This is a genomic window from Pseudomonas sp. BLCC-B112, assembly GCF_028550695.1.
Classification (GTDB): domain Bacteria; phylum Pseudomonadota; class Gammaproteobacteria; order Pseudomonadales; family Pseudomonadaceae; genus Aquipseudomonas; species Aquipseudomonas danubii.
In genome coordinates this window covers 1,081,190-1,100,559 of record NZ_JAQQGK010000001.1, presented here as the reverse complement: position 1 = coordinate 1,100,559, position 19,370 = coordinate 1,081,190, and the positions used below count along the sequence as shown (strand labels likewise).

Sequence of the window (19,370 nt, the reverse complement as noted above, 5' to 3'; positions counted from 1 at the left end):
GTTCCTCCCGCCCGGCCACAGCGGGGCGAGACATAGCGCTAAGTTATAAAGCGGGTGACGGAGAATTGACGGCGCTTCCCTGTACCGGCGTTTTCACTGGGGTTGGTGCAGTTTGTGTGCCAGCACGCTTGAGTGCCGCATCCGGTGTCGCGTTGGCGGTTCCGGTACCGGTCAGGCTGCGACGCACATCCAGGTTGCGCGATACCACCAGCACCACCCGGCGATTGCGTGCCCGGCCTTCGGCGGTGGCATTGTTGGCCACCGGCTGGAACTCGCCATACCCCACCGAAGCCATTCGCGCGGGGTTCACCCCCTGCATCGCCAGCATCCGCACGATGCTCGCCGAACGGGCCGAAGACAACTCCCAGTTGGTCGGGTATTGCGCGGTCTGGATCGGCAGGTTGTCGGTGAAGCCTTCGACATGAATCGGGTTGTCGAAGGGTTTGAGGATCTTCGCCACCTTGTCGATGATGGTGAACGCCTGATCGCTGGGCATGGCATCGCCGCTGCCGAACAACAGGCTGGAGTTGAGTTCGATCTCCACCCACAACTCATTGCCACGCACAGTCATCTGGTTGGAGCTGATCAGGTCGCCAAAAGCGGCGCTGATGTCATCGGCGATGCTTTTCAGCGGGTCACTGCCACCGGAAATGCCGGCGTCGGTCTGTTCGCTGTCCTTGACCAGCGGCTTGGCCGGGGTCACGGTCTTGGGCCGCTCGTCACCGATGGGAATCGGCTTGAGACTGCGATCGGAGTCGGTGAAGACCCCGATCAAGGCTTCGGAAATCACCTTGTACTTGCCCTCGTTGATCGAGGAGATGGAGTACATGACCACGAAAAACGCGAACAGCAAGGTGATGAAGTCGGCGTAGGAAACCAACCAGCGTTCGTGGTTGACGTGTTCTTCTTGCTGGCGACGACGAGCCATAATCAGTCCATGAAGCCTTGCAGCTTCAACTCGATGGAGCGAGGGTTTTCGCCTTCGGCAATCGACAGAATGCCTTCGAGCAACATTTCCCGGTAACGGGACTGGCGCAAGGCAATGGCCTTGAGCTTGGCCGCGATCGGCAACAGCACCAGGTTGGCGCTGGCCACCCCGTAGATGGTGGCGACGAAGGCCACGGCGATACCACTGCCCAACTGCGACGGGTCCGCCAGGTTGCCCATCACGTGGATCAGGCCCATCACCGCACCGATGATGCCGATGGTCGGCGCATAACCGCCCATGCTTTCGAAGACCTTGGCAGCCTCAATATCGCGGCTCTCCTGAGTGTAGAAGTCCACCTCAAGGATGCTGCGAATGGCTTCCGGTTCGGCACCATCGACCAACAGCTGCAAGCCTTTGCGCGAATAGGTGTCAGGCTCGGCGTCCGCCACGCCTTCCAGGCCCAGCAGGCCCTCCTTGCGTGCGGTCAGGCTCCAGTTGACCACCCGATCGATGCCCCCGGGCAGGTCCACCCGAGGCGGAAACAGAATCCACACCAGGATCTGCATGGCTCGCTTGAAGGCACTCAAAGGCGACTGCAGCAAAGCCGCGCCGATGGTCCCGCCGAGCACGATCAGTGCCGCCGGGCCATTGGCCAGGGCCGACAGGTGCCCCCCTTCCAGGTAGTTGCCGCCAATGATGGCGACAAACGCCATGATGATCCCGATAAGGCTGAGCACATCCATCAGAGACAGGCCTCGACCAGATGCCGGCCGATGTCGTCCAGGCTGTACACCGCGTCCGCCAGATTGGCTTTGACGATGGCCATGGGCATCCCGTAGATCACGCAGCTGGCTTCATCCTGGGCCCAAACCGCGCTGCCGCCCTGCTTGAGCAGACGCGCGCCTTCACGACCGTCAGCGCCCATACCGGTCAGCACCACCGCCAGAACTTTGTCGCTGTAGGATTTGGCTGCAGAGCCGAAGGTGATGTCCACGCACGGCTTGTAGTTCAGGCGCTCGTCGCCAGGAAGAATCTTCACCGCGCCACGACCATCGATCATCATCTGCTTGCCGCCCGGCGCCAGCAGCGCCAGGCCTGGACGCAGGATGTCGCCATCCTCCGCTTCCTTGACGCTGATCCGGCACAGCTTGTCCAAACGCTCGGCAAAGGCCTTGGTGAAGGCCGCGGGCATATGCTGAATCAGCACGATAGGTGCCGGGAAGTTGGCCGGCAGTTGGGTCAGGACCCGCTGCAGCGCCACCGGGCCACCGGTGGAAGTACCGATCGCCACCAGCTTGTAGGCCTTGCGCTTGGGCGCCGGCGATGCCGGGCCGGCAGCCGGTGCCGGAGCACGGACTGGAGCAGGCGCAGGCGCCGGACGACTGCCGCCAAAATTCGACGGTGCCGGAGCCGGTGCAGCCGGTTGCGGCGCCGGGGCGCTGTAGCTGCTGAAACGGCGATTACTGCGCGAAATGCTGTGGACTTTCTCGCACAGCAGTTGCTTGACCTTCTCGGGATTGCGCGAGATGTCTTCGAAATTCTTCGGCAGGAAATCCACAGCCCCGGCATCCAGCGCATCGAGGGTCACTCGAGCGCCTTCGTGGGTCAGGGAAGAGAACATCAGGACCGGCGTCGGGCAGCGCTGCATGATATGCCGCACTGCGGTGATGCCATCCATCATCGGCATCTCGTAGTCCATGGTGATCACGTCCGGCTTGAGGGCCAGGGCCTGATCGATCGCCTCTTTACCATTGGTCGCCGTACCGACGACCTGGATATTCGAATCCGCTGAAAGAATTTCCGAGACGCGGCGGCGGAAAAAACCCGAATCGTCCACCACCAGGACTTTGACTGCCATAAACACTCCGTTAGGTGGGGCGAGGCCAACCGCCCCTCCCCGCCGAATCAAATACGCCGTGCGGCGTAACGCTTGAGCATGCTCGGAACATCGAGAATCAGAGCGATGCGGCCGTCACCGGTAATGGTGGCGCCGGACATGCCCGGGGTTCCCTGAAGCATTTTGCCCAAGGGCTTGATGACCACTTCTTCCTGGCCTACCAGTTGATCGACGACAAAGCCGATCCGCTGGGTGCCCACCGAAAGGATCACTACGTGGCCTTCACGCTGCTCTTCATGAGCGGCGGAACTGACCAGCCAGCGCTTGAGGTAGAACAGGGGCAATGCCTTGTCACGCACGATCACCACTTCCTGGCCATCCACCACATTGGTGCGGGACAGATCGAGGTGGAAAATCTCGTTGACGTTGACCAGAGGGAAAGCGAACGCCTGGTTGCCCAGCATCACCATCAGGGTCGGCATGATCGCCAGGGTCAACGGCACCTTGATGACGATCTTCGAGCCCTGGCCCTTGGTCGAGTAGATGTTGATCGAGCCATTGAGCTGGGAAATCTTGGTCTTCACCACGTCCATGCCCACACCACGGCCGGAGACGTCGGAGATCTCGGTCTTGGTGGAGAAGCCCGGGGCGAAGATCAGGTTGTAGCACTCGGTGTCGCTCAGGCGGTCGGCCGCGTCCTTGTCCATCACGCCGCGCTTGACGGCAATGGCTCGCAGAACGTTGGGGTCCATGCCCTTGCCGTCGTCGGAAATCGACAGGAGGATGTGGTCACCTTCCTGCTCCGCCGCCAGCACCACTTTGCCGCCACGGGCCTTGCCCGAGGCTTCGCGCTCTTCCGGCGACTCGATGCCATGGTCCACCGCGTTGCGCACCAAGTGCACCAGCGGATCGGCCAGGGCCTCGACCAGGTTCTTGTCGAGGTCGGTTTCTTCCCCCACCAGCTCCAGGTTGATCTCTTTCTTGAGCTGTCGGGCCAAGTCGCGAACCAGACGCGGGAAGCGCCCGAACACCTTCTTGATCGGCTGCATGCGGGTCTTCATCACCGCGGTCTGCAGGTCGGCCGTCACCACGTCCAGGTTCGACACGGCCTTGGACATGGCTTCGTCGCCGCTGTTGAGCCCCAGGCGCACCAGACGGTTACGCACCAGAACCAGCTCGCCCACCATGTTCATGATTTCGTCCAGGCGCGCGGTATCGACCCGCACCGTGGTTTCTGCTTCGCTGGCAGGCTTTTCCGCTGGTGGCGCAGCTGCGGCACGAGCCGGTGCCGGCGCTGCAGCCGCTGCCGGTTTTGGCGCCTCGGCCTTGGCTTCGGGCTTCTTCGCCACGGGCTTGGCGACGGCGGTGCTGGTTGCAGCAGCCGGCGCCGCGGCAACAGCCGCTGCCGGTTTGGCCGCACCCGGAGCTTCAGAGAACTTGCCCTTGCCGTGCAGCTCATCGAGCAGGGATTCGAATTCGTGATCGGTGATCAGGTCGCTGCCGGCTGCGGCGGCGCTTGGCGTCGGCGCGGCAGGCACCGCGGCCACTGCTGACTCCAGTGCGTCCACGGCAAAGTTGCCCTTGCCATGCAACTGGTCCAGCAGGGCTTCGAATTCGTCATCGGTGATTTCGTCGCCCGCCGCGGCAGCACCAGCGGCAGCAGGAGGCGCTGCGGTGGCTACGGCATCGGGTGCGAACTGCCCCTTGCCATGCAGTTGGTCCAGCAGGGACTCAAACTCAGCATCGGTGATCTCGTCGCTGGCGGGCTCGCCCTCGGCCACCGGTGCGGCAGCAGGTGCGACTTCGGCGTCGGCCTTGGCGGCATTCAGCGAGTCGAGCAAGAGTTCGAATTCGTTATCGGTGATGTCCCCTGACGGAGCCTGCGCTTCAGGCTCGACAACGGCTTCGGCCACTTCTTCAACCACCGGCGCTGCAGGTTCGGCACCGGCAGGCTCAGCCAGGCGCGCCAAGGCGGCCAGCAGCTCAGGTGTCGCGGCAGTAATTTCGGTGCGCTCACGGACCTGGCCAAACATGCCGTTCACCGCGTCCAGAGCCTCAAGCACCACGTCCATCAGTTCCGAGTCGACCCGCCGCTCACCCTTGCGCAGGATGTCGAAGACGTTCTCGGCGATGTGACAGCACTCCACCAGCTCATTGAGCTGGAGGAAGCCGGCGCCCCCTTTAACAGTGTGAAAACCGCGAAAAATTGCATTGAGCAAGTCCGCATCATCTGGCCGGCTTTCCAGCTCGACCAGTTGTTCGGACAGTTGCTCTAGAATCTCGCCGGCCTCAACCAGGAAATCCTGAAGGATCTCTTCATCGGCGCCGAAGCTCATTAATGGGTGCTCCTAGAATCCAAGGCTGGAAAGCAAATCGTCTACATCGTCCTGACCGGACATAACGTCTTCCCGTTTATCGGCATGAATCTGCGGACCTTCACCCTTGGCGAGATGTTTTTGCGGATCTTTTTCAGCGAGGATCGATTCACGGTCATGTTCGATGCCGGCGAAACGATCGACCTGACTGGCCATCAAGACGAGTTTGAGCAGATTGCTTTCGACTTCCGTGACCAACTGGGTCACACGCTTGATCACCTGACCGGTCAGGTCCTGGTAATCCTGCGCCAGCAGAATGTCGTTGAGGTGGCCCGAGACGGTGCGGGTTTCCTGCTCGCTACGCGTCAGGAAACTGTCGACCCGGCGTGCCAGTTCGCGAAACTCTTCAGCGCCGACCTCGCGCCGCATAAAGCGCCCCCAGTCTGCGCTCAAGGCCTGGGCTTCAGTGCTCAGGCCATTGACCAACGGAGTGCTGATCTCTACCAGATCCATGGTGCGGTTGGCGGCGGCTTCCGTGAGCCGGACCACATAGGACAGGCGCTCAGTGGCATCCGTGATCTGTGAAACTTCCTCGGCTTGCGGCATGTGCGGGTCAATCTGGAAATTGACGATCGCGCTATGCAGCTCGCGGGTGAGCTTGCCCACTTCCTGATACAGGCCGCGGTCACGGGTCTGATTGAGCTCATGGATCAATTGCACCGCTTCGCCAAACCTGCCCTTTTCAAGGCTTTCGACCAGTTCCAGCGCATGTTTTTTCAGGGTCGACTCAAAGTCGCCCAGTGAAGATTCGTTATGCTCCATAGCTCCCCCGTGGCGGAATGGCTACGTACATCAACCGATGCGTTCGAAGATCTTTTCGATCTTCTCTTTCAACGCCTGAGCCGTGAATGGTTTGACGACATAGCCGTTTACGCCGGCCTGGGCCGCTTCGATGATCTGCTCGCGCTTGGCTTCAGCAGTCACCATCAATACCGGCAGGTGCTTGAGTTTTTCATCGGCACGCACGTGGCGCAGCAGGTCGATACCGGTCATGCCCGGCATGTTCCAGTCCGTTACCAGAAAGTCGATGCTCCCGCTGTTGAGTACCGGAATGGCGGTAGTGCCATCGTCGGCCTCGACCGTGTTGGTGAAACCCAGATCACGCAACAGGTTTTTTATGATCCGCCGCATCGTTGAAAAGTCATCAACGATGAGGATTTTCATGTTCTTGTCCAATTCGACCTCCAAGCAGTCTTAAACGCATCCAGCACCTGAACGCGCCATTCAATCAATTCGGCATAACACACAACGACTGCATGGAGCACATACTGCAAGACCGGTGCAGCGCTTGCTTCACCGGTCCTGATCGCAGTGTCCCCACACTGCCTGTCAGCGCGCTCGCCACTCCCCCAAACGCCCCCGCAAGCGGGCTGCGCACTGGCTGTGTAACTGGCTGACCCGCGACTCGCTGACCCCCAGGACCTCACCGATTTCCTTGAGGTTCAGCTCTTCGTCGTAGTACAGCGCCAACACCAGTCGCTCGCGCTCCGGCAAATTGGCAATCGCATCCGCCAACGCAGCCTGGAAGCGTTCATCCTCCAGGTCCCGTGACGGCTCGAGATGAGCACTGGCGCCATCCTCATGCAGCCCTTCATGTTCGCCGTCCTGCAACAGATCGTCGAAACTGAACAGGCGGCTGCCCAAGGTGTCGTTCAAAATCCCGTAATAATCGTCGAGACTCAATTGAAGTTCGGCCGCAACTTCGTGATCTTTAGCGTCACGACCGGTTTTAGCTTCAATTGCGCGAATGGCATCACTGACCATGCGCGTATTACGGTGCACCGAACGCGGTGCCCAATCGCCTTTGCGAACCTCGTCGAGCATCGCCCCGCGGATACGGATACCCGCGTAGGTTTCGAAACTCGCCCCCTTGCTCGCGTCGTACTTGGTCGACACTTCGAGCAAACCGATCATTCCGGCCTGAATCAGGTCTTCCACCTGAACACTGGCCGGCAACCGCGCCAGCAGGTGATAGGCAATACGCTTGACCAGTGGCGCATAGCGCTCGATCAGTTCGTATTGGCTGTCACGTGCCGACTTCTTGTAGAGGTTGTAGCCGCTGGCAGTCATAGCACCGGTCCCGCTGTTTGATGCACTAGGCGCTCGACAAAAAACTCCAGATGCCCGCGTGGGTTCGCCGGCAACGGCCAGGTATCGACTTTTTGCGCGATGGCCTTGAACGCCAATGCACACTTCGAACGAGGAAAGGCTTCATAGACCGCACGCTGCTTTTGCACGGCCTTGCGTACGCTTTCGTCGTAGGGAACTGCGCCGACGTATTGTAAGGCCACGTCCAGGAAACGATCCGTGACCTTGGTCAATTTTGCAAACAGGTTGCGCCCTTCCTGAGGGCTCTGGGCCATGTTGGCCAAGACCCGGAAACGGTTCATGCCGTAGTCGCGGTTGAGCAACTTGATCAGCGCGTAGGCGTCGGTGATGGAGGTCGGTTCGTCGCAGACCACCAGCAACACTTCCTGGGCAGCGCGGACGAAACTGACTACCGAGTCACCAATGCCCGCAGCGGTGTCAATCACCAGCACATCGAGATTGTCGCCGATGTCGCTGAAGGCCTGGATCAGGCCCGCATGCTGGGCAGGACTCAGGTGCACCATGCTTTGGGTGCCCGAGGCGGCCGGAACGATGCGAATGCCGCCAGGCCCCTGGAGCAGCACGTCGCGCAGCTCACAGCGCCCTTCGATGACATCCGCCAGGGTGCGTTTGGGGGTCAGACCCAGTAGGACATCGACGTTGGCCAGTCCCAGATCGGCGTCCAGCAGCAAGACCCGCCGACCGAGCTCAGCCAGAGCCAGGGACAAGTTCACTGACACATTAGTCTTGCCGACGCCACCTTTGCCGCCGGTCACCGCAATCACCTGTACGGGATGCATGCTGCCCATGTTCTTTCTTTACCTTGTCTTACTTAGACGGGGCCACATAACTGGCTGCGCGTTCACCATTGGAACAATGCATGGCAGACCATCGATGTAGATACACTGCAATCTATTCATGTCTACCTCAGCCGACCCGCTTGGTCGGGCTGTGATAGAGGTCAGCGAACATGTCGGCCATGGCTTCTTCGCTGGGTTCTTCCTGCATCTGCACACTGACAGCACGACTCACCAACTGGTGGCGGCGAGGCAGATGCAAATCGTCGGGAATCCGTGGGCCATCGGTGAGATAGGCCACTGGCAATTCGTGACTGATGGCCAGGCTCAAGACCTCGCCAAGACTAGCTGTTTCATCCAGTTTCGTGAGGATGCAACCGGCCAGACCGCAGCGTTTGTAGCTGTGGTAGGCAGCCGTCAGCACCTGCTTCTGGCTGGTGGTGGCCAGCACCAGGTAATTCTTCGCCCGAATCCCACGACCGGCCAGGCTTTCCAGTTGCATGCGCAACGCCGGGTCGCTGGCTTGCAGGCCGGCGGTGTCGATCAACACCACGCGTTTGCGCAGCAGCGGGTCCAGGGCTTGAGCCAGGGACTGACCAGGATCGACATGGGTCACCGACACATTAAGGATGCGCCCCAGGGTCTTGAGCTGCTCCTGGGCGCCAATACGGAAGCTGTCCATGCTCACCAGGGCAATGTTCTGTGCGCCGTACTTGAGTACATAGCGCGCTGCCAGCTTGGCCAGGGTGGTGGTCTTGCCCATGCCGGCAGGACCGACCATGGCAATCACGCCCCCCTCTTCGAGTGGCTCGACTTCCGGGGTCTGGATCATCCGCGCCAGGTGCGCCAGCAACATGCGCCAGGCCTGGCGGGGCTCGTCGATTTCGCTGATCAGTGCCAGCAGGTCGCGCGCCAGCGGGCCGGACAGGCCGATGCGCTGCAGGCGACGCCAGAGGTTGGCCTGCTCCGGGCGGCTGCCCTGCAACTGGCTCCAGGCCAGGGAGCCCAACTGCACTTCCAGCAGCTCACGCAGACCGTTGAGTTCGAAACGCATGGAGTCCAAGGCCCGGTTATCGGGCGCCGGAGCAACAGGAGCCGGGGCCGGACGCGGACGTTCGGTCAGGGTCGGCTCGATCAGCGGCTCGGCGGCAGTCAACGGCAGACCGGCGAACAACTGGCGATTGGTGATCGAGGCACTGTCGCCCTCGCCCCGCAGGCTCAGTTCGGCCTGGGCGGTGACGATACGCGACTGGGTCTTGCGCAACTCGTCTTCAAGTTCCATGTTCGGAACCCGCGGCGACAAGGCTGACAACTTGTAATCCAGGGCAGCCGTCAACTCGACGCCCCCGGCAATCCGCCGGTTGCCGATAATGGCGGCTTCAGCGCCCAACTCATCACGAACCAGTTTCATGGCCTGACGCATATCGGCGGCGAAAAAACGCTTAACTTGCATAACCCACTACCTCAGCCGTTGGGCCCTACTGTCGCAACGATGGTCACTTGCTTGTTGTCGGGAATTTCCTGGTACGCCAGCACATGCAACCCGGGAACGGCGAGACGCCCGAACCGCGAGAGCATGGCGCGGACCGGACCCGCTACCAACAGAATCACCGGTTGACCTTGCATCTCTTGACGCTGCGCCGCTTCGATCAGCGAACGTTGCAGCTTTTCAGCCATGCTTGGCTCCAGCAGAACGCCTTCTTCCTGGCCTTGTCCTGCCTTCTGCAAACTGCTGAGCAAAATTTGTTCCAACCTTGGCTCCAAGGTAATCACAGGCAGCTCAGACTCAGTACCTACAATGCTTTGGACGATGGCGCGAGACAAGCCGACCCGAACCGCGGCAACCAAAGCGGCAGTATCTTGACTCTTGGCGGCATTGTTGGCGATCGCCTCGGCAATGCTGCGGATGTCCCGTACCGGCACCTGTTCGGCCAGCAGCGCCTGCAACACCTTGAGCAACTGCGACAACGACAGCACGCCCGGCACCAACTCCTCCGCCAGCTTCGGCGAACTCTTGGCCAGCACTTGCAGCAACTGCTGCACCTCCTCGTGACCAATCAGCTCGCTGGAGTGCTTGTACAGAATCTGGTTCAAGTGGGTGGCGACCACGGTACTGGCGTCCACCACGGTGTAGCCCAGGGACTGCGCCTGAGGCCGCTGGCTGATTTCGATCCACACCGCCTCCAGGCCAAAGGCCGGGTCACGGGCCGAGATACCGTTGAGGGTGCCGTAGACCTGCCCGGGGTTGATCGCCAGTTCACGATCCGGATAGATCTCGGCCTCCGCCAGGATCACCCCCATCAGGGTCAGGCGATAGGCACTGGGGGCCAGATCCAGGTTGTCACGGATATGCACCGTGGGCATAAGGAAGCCCAGGTCCTGGGAGAGCTTCTTGCGCACACCCTTGATCCGCGCCAACAGTTGCCCGCCCTGGTTGCGATCCACCAAAGGAATCAGGCGGTAGCCAACTTCCAGGCCGATCATGTCGATTGGAGTCACATCGTCCCAACCCAGCTCCTTGGTCTCCATGGCCCGAGCCGGTGAAGGCAGCAAGTCTTGCTGACGCTGGATTTCTTCCTGAGCCTTGACCTTGACTTGGTTCTGCTTCTTCCAGAGCAGATAAGCCGCACCACCGGCCACTGCCGCCAGGCTGAGGAAGGAGAAGTGCGGCATGCCCGGCACCAGCCCCATCACCGCCATCAGGCCCGCTGCCACTGCCAGCGCCTTGGGCGAAGCGAACATCTGCCGATTGATCTGCTTGCCCATATCTTCGGAACCCGAAGCACGAGTCACCATGATGGCAGCCGCGGTGGACAGCAGCAGCGATGGCAGTTGCGCCACCAAACCGTCACCGATGGTCAGCAAGGCATAGACCTTGCCGGCGTCGGCAAAGGTCATGTTGTGCTGGAAGATACCGACCGCAATGCCGCCGATCAGGTTGATGAAGAGGATCAGCAGGCCGGCGATGGCGTCGCCGCGAACGAACTTGCTGGCACCGTCCATGGAGCCGTAGAACTCGGCCTCCTGGGCCACTTCCAGACGGCGCAGCTTGGCCTGATTCTGATCGATCAGGCCGGCGTTGAGGTCGGCGTCGATGGCCATCTGTTTGCCGGGCATGGCATCCAGGGTGAAGCGCGCGCTCACCTCGGAAATCCGTCCGGCACCCTTGGTCACCACCACGAAGTTGATGATCATGAGGATCGCGAAGACCACGATACCCACGACATAGTTACCGCCGATCACCACCTCACCAAAGGCCTGGATCACCTTACCAGCGGCGGCATGGCCTTCCTGACCGTGGAGCATCACCACCCGGGTCGAGGCCACGTTGAGTGCCAACCGCAACAAGGTGGCTACCAGCAGAATGGTGGGGAATACCGCAAAATCCAGTGGTCGCAGGGCGTACACGCAGACCAGCAGGACCACAATCGAAAGGGCGATGTTGAAGGTGAAGAACACATCCAGCAGGAACGCCGGCACTGGCAGCATCATCATGGCCAGCATGACCAACAGCAGCAGCGGTACACCCAGGTTGCCTCGACCGAGGTCAGCCAGGTTACTGCGAGCCGTGTTGATTAACTGAGAGCGATCCACCGATTTACCCCGTTCCGTAAAGCAAACTTTTGACGCCTGAAGCGGCTCGGGGCTGCTACTGCAAGAAGCCTTCCAACTTTGCCAAAGCGGCGCAATCCCATCCTTGACCAGGAAGAACCGGGCTACCGGCGGACAAGATCGCGGGACCACCATTGTCGGCTGGCGAAGCGCCCTGGGTCAGCTGCAAGAAACAAGGTTACAAGGCGAAATAATGGCAATTAGCCATTTTTCTGACGAAAGCAGGACGCACTCGTTGGCAAGCCAGGCCCTGCATGCCTGCAGCTACAGAGGCTCGATGGGGCCGCCCGAGGATTGCTTGCCGCCAGTGTCGCGCCGCAGATCCGCCGGAATCGGCAAGTCCTTGAGCGGGTCCGGACGCTTGCCCTTGCCCGCGCGGTGCTGGCGGATCTGATAGACGTAGGCCAGGACCTGCGCCACCGCCAGGTACAGGCCCGCAGGGATTTCTTCTTCAAGCTCAGTGGAGTAATAGATGGAACGCGCCAAAGCCGGCGACTCCAGCAGCATCACTTCATGGGCCACGGCAATCTCGCGGATTTTCAGGGCCAAGAAATCGCTGCCCTTGGCCAGCAACACCGGAGCCCCACCCTTCTCGGCGTCATACTTGAGGGCAACGGCGTAGTGAGTCGGGTTAGTGATCACCACGTCAGCCTCGGGGATTGCCGCCATCATCCGCCGCTGAGACATCTCGCGCTGGGTCTGGCGAATCCGCTGCTTGACCTCAGGACGACCTTCCTGGTCCTTGTGCTCGTCACGCACCTCCTGCTTGGTCATCAACAACTTCTTATGGGCCTGGTAAATCTGCACCGGTACATCCACCGCCGCGATCAGGATCAGCCCGCACGCCATCCACAACGTGCTCCAGCCCACCACCTGGACGCTGTGGATGATCGCCAGTTCAAGCGGTTCGTGGGCAATACGCAGCAGATCATCAATGTCCGCCGACAGCACCGAAAGCGCCACGAACAGCACCAGGCCGAATTTGGCCAGGGCCTTGAGCAGCTCGATCAACGCATTGGTGGAAAACATCCGCTTAAGACCACTCGCCGGATTCATCCGACTGAACTTGGGCGCCAGACTCTTGCCCGCGAACAACCAGCCCCCGAGGGAAATCGGCCCGATGATGGCCGCCAGCAGCAAGGTCAGCAGCACCGGCTGCACCGCCAGGATGGCGATCTTGCCCGAGTGCAGCAGGTACTGCCCCATGGCTCCCGGGCTGAGCAGCACCTCCCGGGGCAAGGAGAAATTCAGACGCATGATTTCCAGCAGGTCCTGGGCCAGACCACCGCCATACACCAGCAGACCGCCCGCCCCTGCCAACATGACGGCCAGGGTATTGAGCTCCTTGGAACGGGCAATCTCACCCTTTTCCCGGGAGTCCTTCTTGCGTTTCTCCGTGGGGTCTTCTGTCTTGTCCTGACCGCTCTCGCTTTCTGCCATGGCTCAACGCGCCTTTGCCAGTTCGCGTAAAAACTGCAGGGCCTCGGAGGCCAGCGGTTGATACTGATTGAGAATGTCAGCCAGGCTGACCCAGACAATGCCCATGCCGAGCACCAGCGTCAGGGGAAAGCCGATGGAGAAGATATTCAATTGCGGGGCGGCTCGGGTCATCACGCCAAAGGCGATGTTGACCACCAGCAGCGCGGTGATCGCCGGCAGTACCAGCAACAGCGCAGCTCCCATGACCCAACCGAGCTTGCCCGCCAGCTCCCAGTAGTGGTTGACCATCAGGCCACCGCCCACTGGCAGGGTGGTGAAGCTTTCGGTAAGGACTTCAAAGACCACCAGATGGCCGTTCATGGCCAGGAACAGCAGGGTCACCAGCATGGTGAAAAACTGCCCGATCACCGCCACCGAGACGCCGTTGGTAGGGTCGACCATGGAAGCGAAGCCCATGCCCATCTGGATCGCCACGATCTGCCCGGCGATCACAAAGGACTGGAAGAACAGCTGCAGGGAAAACCCCAGCACCGCACCGATCAGAATCTGCTCGGCAATCAGCAGCAGGCCGCTGAGATCCAAGGCACGCACTTCGGGCATGGGCGGCAGGCCCGGGACTATGACCACGGTAATCGCCAGGGCGAAATACAAACGCACGCGACGCGGCACCAGAGTGGTACCGAATATCGGCATCACCATCAGCAGCGAAGTGACCCGGAACAACGGCAACATGAAGCTCGCCACCCAGGTACTGATCTGAGTGTCGGTCAGCGCCAACAGGGACATCGGCTCAGCCGATCAGCTGAGGAATACTGCCGTACAACTGACGGATGTATTCCATGAAGGTTTGCACCAGCCAGGGACCGGCGACAATCAGGGTCACCAGCATCACCAGCAAGCGCGGCAGAAAGCTCAGGGTCTGTTCGTTGATCTGAGTGGCCGCCTGGAACATGGCCACCATCAAGCCCACCAGCAGGCTGGGCACCACCAGCACTGCCACCATCAGGGTGGTCAGCCAGAGGGCTTCGCGAAACAGGTCTACCGCGACTTCAGGAGTCATTGTCGAGCATCCGCAAACAAGGTTTTAAACACCGCCGAAACTGCCCGCCAAGGTGCCGATGATCAGGGCCCAGCCATCCACCAGGACAAACAGCATGATCTTGAACGGCAAGGAAATGATCAGCGGTGACAGCATCATCATGCCCATGGCCATCAGCACACTGGCCACCACCAGGTCGATGATCAGGAACGGGATAAAGATCATGAAGCCGATCTGGAAGGCCGTCTTGAGCTCCGAGGTGACGAAGGCCGGCACCAGGATGGTCAGCGGTGCCTGGTCGGGGCTGGCAATGTCGGTGCGCTTGGACAGGCGCATGAACAACTCCAGGTCACTGCTGCGAGTCTGCGCCAGCATAAAGTCCTTGATCGGCACCTGGGCCTTGGCCACTGCCTCCTGGGACGTGAGTTTTTCCGCCAGGTAAGGCTGCAAGGCATCCTGGTTCACCCGGTCGAACACCGGAGCCATGATGAACATGGTGAGGAACAGCGCCATGCCGGTGAGGATCTGGTTGGACGGCGTCTGCTGCAGACCCAGGGCCTGACGCAGGATCGAGAAAACGATGATGATCCGGGTGAAGCTGGTCATCAGCATGACGAACGCCGGGATGAAACTCAGCGCGGTCATGATCAGCAGGATCTGCAGGCTGACCGAGTATTCCTGCTGACCGTCGGCATTGGTGCCCAGGGTAATCGCCGGGATCGACAACGGGTCGGCCGCCAGCGCCAGCGGCGCCACCAACATCAGTGCCAACGTCAAGATGATGCGCAACGGCATTACTTCTTATCCTTATGATCCTTGCCCAACAGCTCCATCAGGCGCTGGGCAAACTCGGGCGTCGCCTGCTCGGCACTGGGCACCTGCACCGGTTCTTTGAGTACATGCAGCGGGGTGATAGTGCCCGGGGTCAGGCCCAGTAGAATCTGCTCGCTGCCCACTTGCACCAGCACCAGGCGATCGCGCGGCCCCAGGGCCCGAGAGCCGATCAACTCGATCACCTGTCCCTTCCCGGCGGGACCGGCCTGCTGCACCCGGCGCAGCAGCCAGGCGAGGAAGAAAATCAGCCCGATCACCAGCAGCAGGCCCAGCACCAGCTGGGTCAACTGCCCACTGACGCTGCCCACTGCCGGGGCTGCAGCCGCAGCTGTCGCCGCCGACTCTGCAGCCAGGGCGCCCAGGGGCAAACCGAGCACGACCACGCCAAGCAGCTTGTTCACTTAGCGCAGCTTCTTGATGCGTTCGCTGGGGCTGATCACGTCAGTCAGGCGAATACCGAACTTCTCGTTGACCACCACCACCTCGCCATGGGCGATCAGGGTGCCGTTGACCAGCACATCCAGCGGCTCGCCGGCCAGGCGATCAAGCTCGATCACCGACCCCTGGTTGAGCTGCAGCAGGTTGCGGATGTTGATGTCGGTGCTACCCACTTCCATGGAGATCGATACCGGGATATCGAGAATCACGTCCAGGTTGGGACCGTCTAGCGTGACCGGCTCATGGCTCTTGGGCATGCTGCCGAACTCTTCCATCTGCAAACGCCCGGAGCCGGATGCGGCGCCTGCATCGGCGGCCAGCAAGGCGTCGATATCGGCCTGGCCGGCATCACCGGTTTCTTCCAGTGCAGCAGCCCATTCATCGGCCAGTGCCTGGTCGTCCTGGGAGTTAATTTCGTCAGCCATCTTGGGTCCTCGACGGGCAAAAATTCATTGAACAGCAAACAGGTTGGAGCGCCGCTCAACGGCGCTCGATCGGCTCGATCACTTGCAGCGCCAGGTTGCCCTTGTGGGAACCCAGCTTGACCTTGAACGACGGTACGCCGTTGGCACGCATGATCATGTCTTCCGGCAGTTCCACCGGGATCACATCGCCCGGCTGCATGTGCAGGATGTCCCGCAGGCGCAACTGACGACGGGCCACGGTGGCGCTCAGCGGCACTGCCACATCCAGCACGTCCTCGCGCAGTGCCTTGCTCCAGCGCTCGTCCTGGTCATCCAGGTCAGACTGGAAGCCGGCGTCGAGCATTTCGCGGATTGGCTCGATCATCGAGTACGGCATGGTCACGTGCAGGTCGCCGCCACCGCCATCGAGTTCGATGTGGAAGGTCGACACCACGATGGCTTCGCTGGGGCCGACGATGTTGGCCATGGCCGGGTTCACTTCCGAGTTTATGTACTCGAAGTTGACCGGCATGATCGCCTGCCAGGCTTCCTTCAGATCGACGAAGGCCTGCTCCAGCACCATGCGCACCACCCGCAGCTCGGTAGGCGTGAATTCACGCCCTTCGATCTTCGCGTGGCGGCCGTCGCCGCCGAAGAAGTTGTCCACCAGTTTGAACACCAGCTTGGCGTCGAGAATGAACAGCGCCGTGCCACGCAGCGGCTTGATCTTCACCAGGTTGAGGCTGGTGGGCACATACAGCGAGTGCACGTACTCACCAAACTTCATGACCTGCACGCCACCTACCGCCACATCGGCGGAACGACGCAGCATGTTGAACATGCTGATCCGGGTATAGCGGGCGAAACGCTCGTTGATCATTTCCAGGGTCGGCATGCGTCCGCGGACGATGCGATCCTGGCTGGTCAGGTCGTAGCTTTTGACACTGCCGGGCTCGGCAGCGTGTTCGGTCTGTACCAGACCGTCGTCGACGCCATGGAGCAGCGCATCGATCTCATCCTGGGACAGCAGGTCCTGCACGGCCATGTCGTGTTCCTACTGCAGTACGAAGTTAGTAAAGAGCAACTGCTCGACCACCACTTTGCCCACCTCTTTCTGCGCCACTTCCTGGACGCTGGCAGTGGCCTTCTGGCGGAGCATTTCCTGGCCAACCGGAGTCGCCAGGGTGTCGAAACTCTGTCCTGAGAACAGCATCACCAGGTTGTTGCGGATCACCGGCATGTGCACTTTCAGCGCATCCAGGTCGGCCTGGTTGCGCGCCAGCAGGGTAATGCTCACCTGCATGTAGCGCTGACGACCGTTCTGCGTGAAGTTGACGACGAAGGCCGGGGCCATGGGCTCGTAGATCGCTGCGGGCTTGACGTTGCTGGCGGTTTCCGCAACCGGCGCAGGCTTGCTCTGAGCACTGTGCATGAAGTACCAGGTGGCGCCGACCGACAAGCCGATGGCCAGCAACAACGCCAGAACAATCAAGAGGATAAGCTTGAGTTTGCTTTTCCCTGCGGTGGGTTTTTCTGCTGCTTCGCTCTTCGCCATGCCAATAATCCGTCACTATTCGGGGGTTCACAGTCGCACGGCAAGGCAAGAGCAAGTGTTATGCCAGATTTGTCCGAAATGGGGGGATAAGCAGCGGGGAAGGAGAAGCAAGGGGCATGGCGAGCTCTCTCGGCCACGCCCCCTCTGTCACTCAATCAGGCGTAATAGTCCACAGCGCTGGTGCCAATCACGGTCTGCACCGGGGCAGCCACTTCAGCCACGCCATGGGGCAACTCTTCGTCGCCACCGTCCAGGCGCGTGCCACTGGTGCTGGAACCACTCCTGCGGTTCTGCTCCTGCTGCGCCTGTTCCTGACCCTGCCAGCCGCGAGACTGGTCGGAAACGTTGACGTCCACCTGCCCCAACCCCTGCTGGTTGAACATGTCTCGCATACGGTGCATCTGCCCTTCCAGGGCTTCACGGACACCGGCATGGGCACTCATGAAGGTCACCTGGGTCTGCTGATCAGGAATCATGTGTACGCGAATATCCAGGCGTCCCAGCTCCGCAGGTTGCAACTGAATGTCCGCCGACCTGAGGTTGGCGCTGGACAGGTACATCACCCGATTGACCACTTCATCGGTCCAACCGCTCTGGTGCATGGCCAGCGGCTGGTTGACCGGCACCGCATTGGCGGTCTTCGGCGTCGCGGCCTGAGTCAGGGCCGCCAGACGATTGGCGAAATCATCCACCCGGGTATCGCTGGAAGCCCCCTTGAGGTCTTTCAGGCCGTCGGCAATCAGGCCAGTGAAGGCCTTTTCGCCGCCCTGCTCGGTGCTGTTCTTGCTGGTGTGCTGCTCAAGCATGCCGGCCATGCCATTGGCGAAGTTCTGCACCGACGTCAACTGACCGTCGGCATCGGCATTCGCAGGTGCAGCCTTGGGCTGAGACTGACTGGAAGCCGAGACATGCCCGCCTTGCTCCATGGCCAGACGCAGCGCTGGCAAGGCATCCAGCGGATCAGCCTCAGGATCGAAGGCCTCCTTGGGCGGCTCCGCCACAGGCGCCACTGTCGGCACTACCGCTGCTGCCACCCCAGCGGGCGGCGCCACGGGCACTTCCACCTGAGGTTGCGCAGCCACTACCGGCGGCGGCACTTCAGCAACCTGAGGTTGCGGCTGGATCGCCGGCAACAGACTCGGGTCCACCGGCGCCGGATCCACCGAGGCGTCGGCCTGCGTGGTATCGGCCGGCTTGCTGTCATCACTGGCGGCAGTGGCGGGCTTGCTGTCGCTGCTCACCGGCTTATCGGCAGGCAAGGTTTTGCCGCTATCGGCAACCGTCGGCTGCGGCGCGGCAGACTGATCGCTGGCAACATCCTTCTTCGGACTGTTGTCGACGCTCTTGTCCCGTACGGGCTTGGGCGAGTTGTCGGCGAGGGCCGGCGACTTGTTCTGCGGCTTGCTCTGAGACTCCTTGGCATAGAGCTGCGCGAAGCTGGACGCCTTGTCCCCAGGCTCGGCAACGCTTGCCAGAGGGCTGGCAGGGGCCGCTTGAGTCTTGGACTTAGCGTTGGCCTGAGCTATGGCCTGAAGAAGCGAATTAGGGGTAACAGCCATGGGACAGTCTCCGCTGCACGGGGATCAAAGGTACAGTTCAGAGACTTGACTGCAAAGGTCGAGCCAGCTTTATCAACCTGCTGACAAAAGGTCGTTTCTCAGCAGTGGAAGCGCTGCAATTCCTGCTCGCACAAGCGCCGGACAATGGCGAACTCGCCATCGATCTCCCCCACCAGCTGGCGAATGCCATCAACGGCCGACTGTCCGGCCCGCACCTCAAGCTCATGACAGAGCTCAGCCAGGCGGATCGCCCCCATATTGCTGCTACTGCCCTTGAGACTGTGGGCGGTCGCCACTAGCTGCAGAGCATCCTCGGACTTGCGCAACAGCCGCACTCGTTCCTCGGAGTCGCAGACGAAAGTGTCCAGCAGGACGGGGTATTCATCCTCCATGACTTCCTGCAATGCGTTGAGCACCGTGTGGTCCAGATGTATCTCAGCCACTTGTTCACTCCTTGATCAAGA

General features: G+C 61.0%; 20 protein-coding genes. All 20 read right to left on the bottom strand.

The features are described from left to right. Positions 1–43 precede the first annotated feature (43 nt). Positions 44–931 (bottom strand): flagellar motor protein MotD, encoded by an 888-nt coding sequence (motD, locus tag PQT43_RS05085; RefSeq protein WP_371826159.1) that lies wholly within the window; start codon positions 929–931, stop codon positions 44–46. Further along, the gene (locus PQT43_RS05080) at positions 931–1,671 is read right to left on the bottom strand and encodes a flagellar motor protein (RefSeq protein ID WP_102864005.1); all 741 of its coding nucleotides are present in this window, start codon (positions 1,669–1,671) and stop codon (positions 931–933) included. The genes motD and PQT43_RS05080 overlap by 1 nt, the downstream gene beginning before the upstream one ends. Next, complete coding sequence (locus PQT43_RS05075) at positions 1,671–2,786, bottom strand: protein-glutamate methylesterase/protein-glutamine glutaminase (protein ID WP_267269594.1); 1,116 nt, start codon at positions 2,784–2,786, stop codon at positions 1,671–1,673. The genes PQT43_RS05080 and PQT43_RS05075 overlap by 1 nt, the downstream gene beginning before the upstream one ends. A 47-nt stretch (positions 2,787–2,833) precedes the next feature. After that, positions 2,834–5,101, bottom strand: coding sequence for a chemotaxis protein CheA (locus PQT43_RS05070; RefSeq protein WP_272753568.1), 2,268 nt, complete (start codon positions 5,099–5,101; stop codon positions 2,834–2,836). A gap of 12 nt (positions 5,102–5,113) precedes the next feature. Beyond that, positions 5,114–5,902 (bottom strand): protein phosphatase CheZ, encoded by a 789-nt coding sequence (locus PQT43_RS05065; protein WP_102864008.1) that lies wholly within the window; start codon positions 5,900–5,902, stop codon positions 5,114–5,116. A gap of 30 nt (positions 5,903–5,932) precedes the next feature. Continuing rightward, on the bottom strand, positions 5,933–6,304 hold the full coding sequence (locus tag PQT43_RS05060) for a chemotaxis response regulator CheY (protein ID WP_003183998.1): 372 nt from the start codon (positions 6,302–6,304) through the stop codon (positions 5,933–5,935). Positions 6,305–6,469: 165 nt separating this feature from the next. Continuing rightward, positions 6,470–7,210 carry an RNA polymerase sigma factor FliA gene (gene fliA / locus PQT43_RS05055; RefSeq protein ID WP_011060003.1) on the bottom strand — a complete coding sequence of 247 codons (741 nt, stop codon included), beginning with the start codon at positions 7,208–7,210 and terminating at the stop codon, positions 6,470–6,472. Next, positions 7,207–8,037 carry a flagellar synthesis regulator FleN gene (gene fleN, locus PQT43_RS05050; protein ID WP_016963180.1) on the bottom strand — a complete coding sequence of 277 codons (831 nt, stop codon included), beginning with the start codon at positions 8,035–8,037 and terminating at the stop codon, positions 7,207–7,209. Before fleN ends, fliA begins: the two co-directional genes overlap by 4 nt. 118 nt (positions 8,038–8,155) lie before the next feature. Next, positions 8,156–9,478 (bottom strand): flagellar biosynthesis protein FlhF, encoded by a 1,323-nt coding sequence (flhF, locus tag PQT43_RS05045; RefSeq protein WP_102864009.1) that lies wholly within the window; start codon positions 9,476–9,478, stop codon positions 8,156–8,158. A gap of 11 nt (positions 9,479–9,489) precedes the next feature. Continuing rightward, the gene (gene flhA, locus PQT43_RS05040; RefSeq protein WP_253084443.1) at positions 9,490–11,619 is read right to left on the bottom strand and encodes a flagellar biosynthesis protein FlhA; all 2,130 of its coding nucleotides are present in this window, start codon (positions 11,617–11,619) and stop codon (positions 9,490–9,492) included. A 282-nt stretch (positions 11,620–11,901) separates the two neighbouring features. Next, complete coding sequence (gene flhB, locus PQT43_RS05035; protein ID WP_102864011.1) at positions 11,902–13,077, bottom strand: flagellar biosynthesis protein FlhB; 1,176 nt, start codon at positions 13,075–13,077, stop codon at positions 11,902–11,904. Between the two features lie 3 nt (positions 13,078–13,080). After that, the gene (fliR, locus tag PQT43_RS05030) at positions 13,081–13,863 is read right to left on the bottom strand and encodes a flagellar biosynthetic protein FliR (protein ID WP_102878865.1); all 783 of its coding nucleotides are present in this window, start codon (positions 13,861–13,863) and stop codon (positions 13,081–13,083) included. A 4-nt stretch (positions 13,864–13,867) separates the two neighbouring features. Then, positions 13,868–14,137 carry a flagellar biosynthesis protein FliQ gene (gene fliQ / locus PQT43_RS05025; RefSeq protein WP_102864013.1) on the bottom strand — a complete coding sequence of 90 codons (270 nt, stop codon included), beginning with the start codon at positions 14,135–14,137 and terminating at the stop codon, positions 13,868–13,870. Between the two features lie 24 nt (positions 14,138–14,161). Next, positions 14,162–14,911: a flagellar type III secretion system pore protein FliP gene (fliP, locus tag PQT43_RS05020; RefSeq protein ID WP_102864014.1), complete on the bottom strand. Its 750-nt coding sequence runs from the start codon at positions 14,909–14,911 to the stop codon at positions 14,162–14,164. Beyond that, the gene (fliO, locus tag PQT43_RS05015) at positions 14,911–15,351 is read right to left on the bottom strand and encodes a flagellar biosynthetic protein FliO (RefSeq protein WP_102878864.1); all 441 of its coding nucleotides are present in this window, start codon (positions 15,349–15,351) and stop codon (positions 14,911–14,913) included. Before fliO ends, fliP begins: the two co-directional genes overlap by 1 nt. Beyond that, positions 15,352–15,813 (bottom strand): flagellar motor switch protein FliN, encoded by a 462-nt coding sequence (fliN, locus tag PQT43_RS05010; RefSeq protein ID WP_102864016.1) that lies wholly within the window; start codon positions 15,811–15,813, stop codon positions 15,352–15,354. Between the two features lie 55 nt (positions 15,814–15,868). After that, a complete protein-coding gene (gene fliM, locus PQT43_RS05005; protein ID WP_011059984.1) occupies positions 15,869–16,837 on the bottom strand; it encodes a flagellar motor switch protein FliM in 969 nt (322 codons plus the stop codon). A 9-nt stretch (positions 16,838–16,846) separates the two neighbouring features. Continuing rightward, positions 16,847–17,347 (bottom strand): flagellar basal body-associated protein FliL, encoded by a 501-nt coding sequence (fliL, locus tag PQT43_RS05000; RefSeq protein ID WP_102864017.1) that lies wholly within the window; start codon positions 17,345–17,347, stop codon positions 16,847–16,849. A 155-nt stretch (positions 17,348–17,502) separates the two neighbouring features. After that, positions 17,503–18,906, bottom strand: a complete 1,404-nt coding sequence (locus tag PQT43_RS04995; protein WP_272753567.1) for a flagellar hook-length control protein FliK — start codon at positions 18,904–18,906, stop codon at positions 17,503–17,505. Between the two features lie 98 nt (positions 18,907–19,004). After that, positions 19,005–19,349: an Hpt domain-containing protein gene (locus PQT43_RS04990; RefSeq protein WP_102864019.1), complete on the bottom strand. Its 345-nt coding sequence runs from the start codon at positions 19,347–19,349 to the stop codon at positions 19,005–19,007. Positions 19,350–19,370: the final 21 nt, after the last annotated feature.

Excerpts from the sequence above, each read along its gene's own strand:
- PQT43_RS05070 (WP_272753568.1), bottom strand. The coding sequence starts at position 5,101 with ATGAGCTTCGGCGCCGATGAAGAGATCCTTCAGGATTTCCTGGTTGAG.
- fliP (WP_102864014.1), bottom strand. The coding sequence starts at position 14,911 with ATGCCGTTGCGCATCATCTTGACGTTGGCACTGATGTTGGTGGCGCCG.
- flhB (WP_102864011.1), bottom strand. The coding sequence starts at position 13,077 with ATGGCAGAAAGCGAGAGCGGTCAGGACAAGACAGAAGACCCCACGGAG.
- PQT43_RS05075 (WP_267269594.1), bottom strand. The coding sequence starts at position 2,786 with ATGGCAGTCAAAGTCCTGGTGGTGGACGATTCGGGTTTTTTCCGCCGC.
- fliR (WP_102878865.1), bottom strand. The coding sequence starts at position 13,863 with ATGTCCCTGTTGGCGCTGACCGACACTCAGATCAGTACCTGGGTGGCG.
- PQT43_RS05080 (WP_102864005.1), bottom strand. The coding sequence starts at position 1,671 with ATGGATGTGCTCAGCCTTATCGGGATCATCATGGCGTTTGTCGCCATC.
- fliM (WP_011059984.1), bottom strand. The coding sequence starts at position 16,837 with ATGGCCGTGCAGGACCTGCTGTCCCAGGATGAGATCGATGCGCTGCTC.
- PQT43_RS05065 (WP_102864008.1), bottom strand. The coding sequence starts at position 5,902 with ATGGAGCATAACGAATCTTCACTGGGCGACTTTGAGTCGACCCTGAAA.
- fliQ (WP_102864013.1), bottom strand. The coding sequence starts at position 14,137 with ATGACTCCTGAAGTCGCGGTAGACCTGTTTCGCGAAGCCCTCTGGCTG.
- flhF (WP_102864009.1), bottom strand. The coding sequence starts at position 9,478 with ATGCAAGTTAAGCGTTTTTTCGCCGCCGATATGCGTCAGGCCATGAAA.
- fliL (WP_102864017.1), bottom strand. The coding sequence starts at position 17,347 with ATGGCGAAGAGCGAAGCAGCAGAAAAACCCACCGCAGGGAAAAGCAAA.
- fliN (WP_102864016.1), bottom strand. The coding sequence starts at position 15,813 with ATGGCTGACGAAATTAACTCCCAGGACGACCAGGCACTGGCCGATGAA.
- PQT43_RS05060 (WP_003183998.1), bottom strand. The coding sequence starts at position 6,304 with ATGAAAATCCTCATCGTTGATGACTTTTCAACGATGCGGCGGATCATA.
- PQT43_RS04995 (WP_272753567.1), bottom strand. The coding sequence starts at position 18,906 with ATGGCTGTTACCCCTAATTCGCTTCTTCAGGCCATAGCTCAGGCCAAC.
- fleN (WP_016963180.1), bottom strand. The coding sequence starts at position 8,037 with ATGGGCAGCATGCATCCCGTACAGGTGATTGCGGTGACCGGCGGCAAA.
- fliA (WP_011060003.1), bottom strand. The coding sequence starts at position 7,210 with ATGACTGCCAGCGGCTACAACCTCTACAAGAAGTCGGCACGTGACAGC.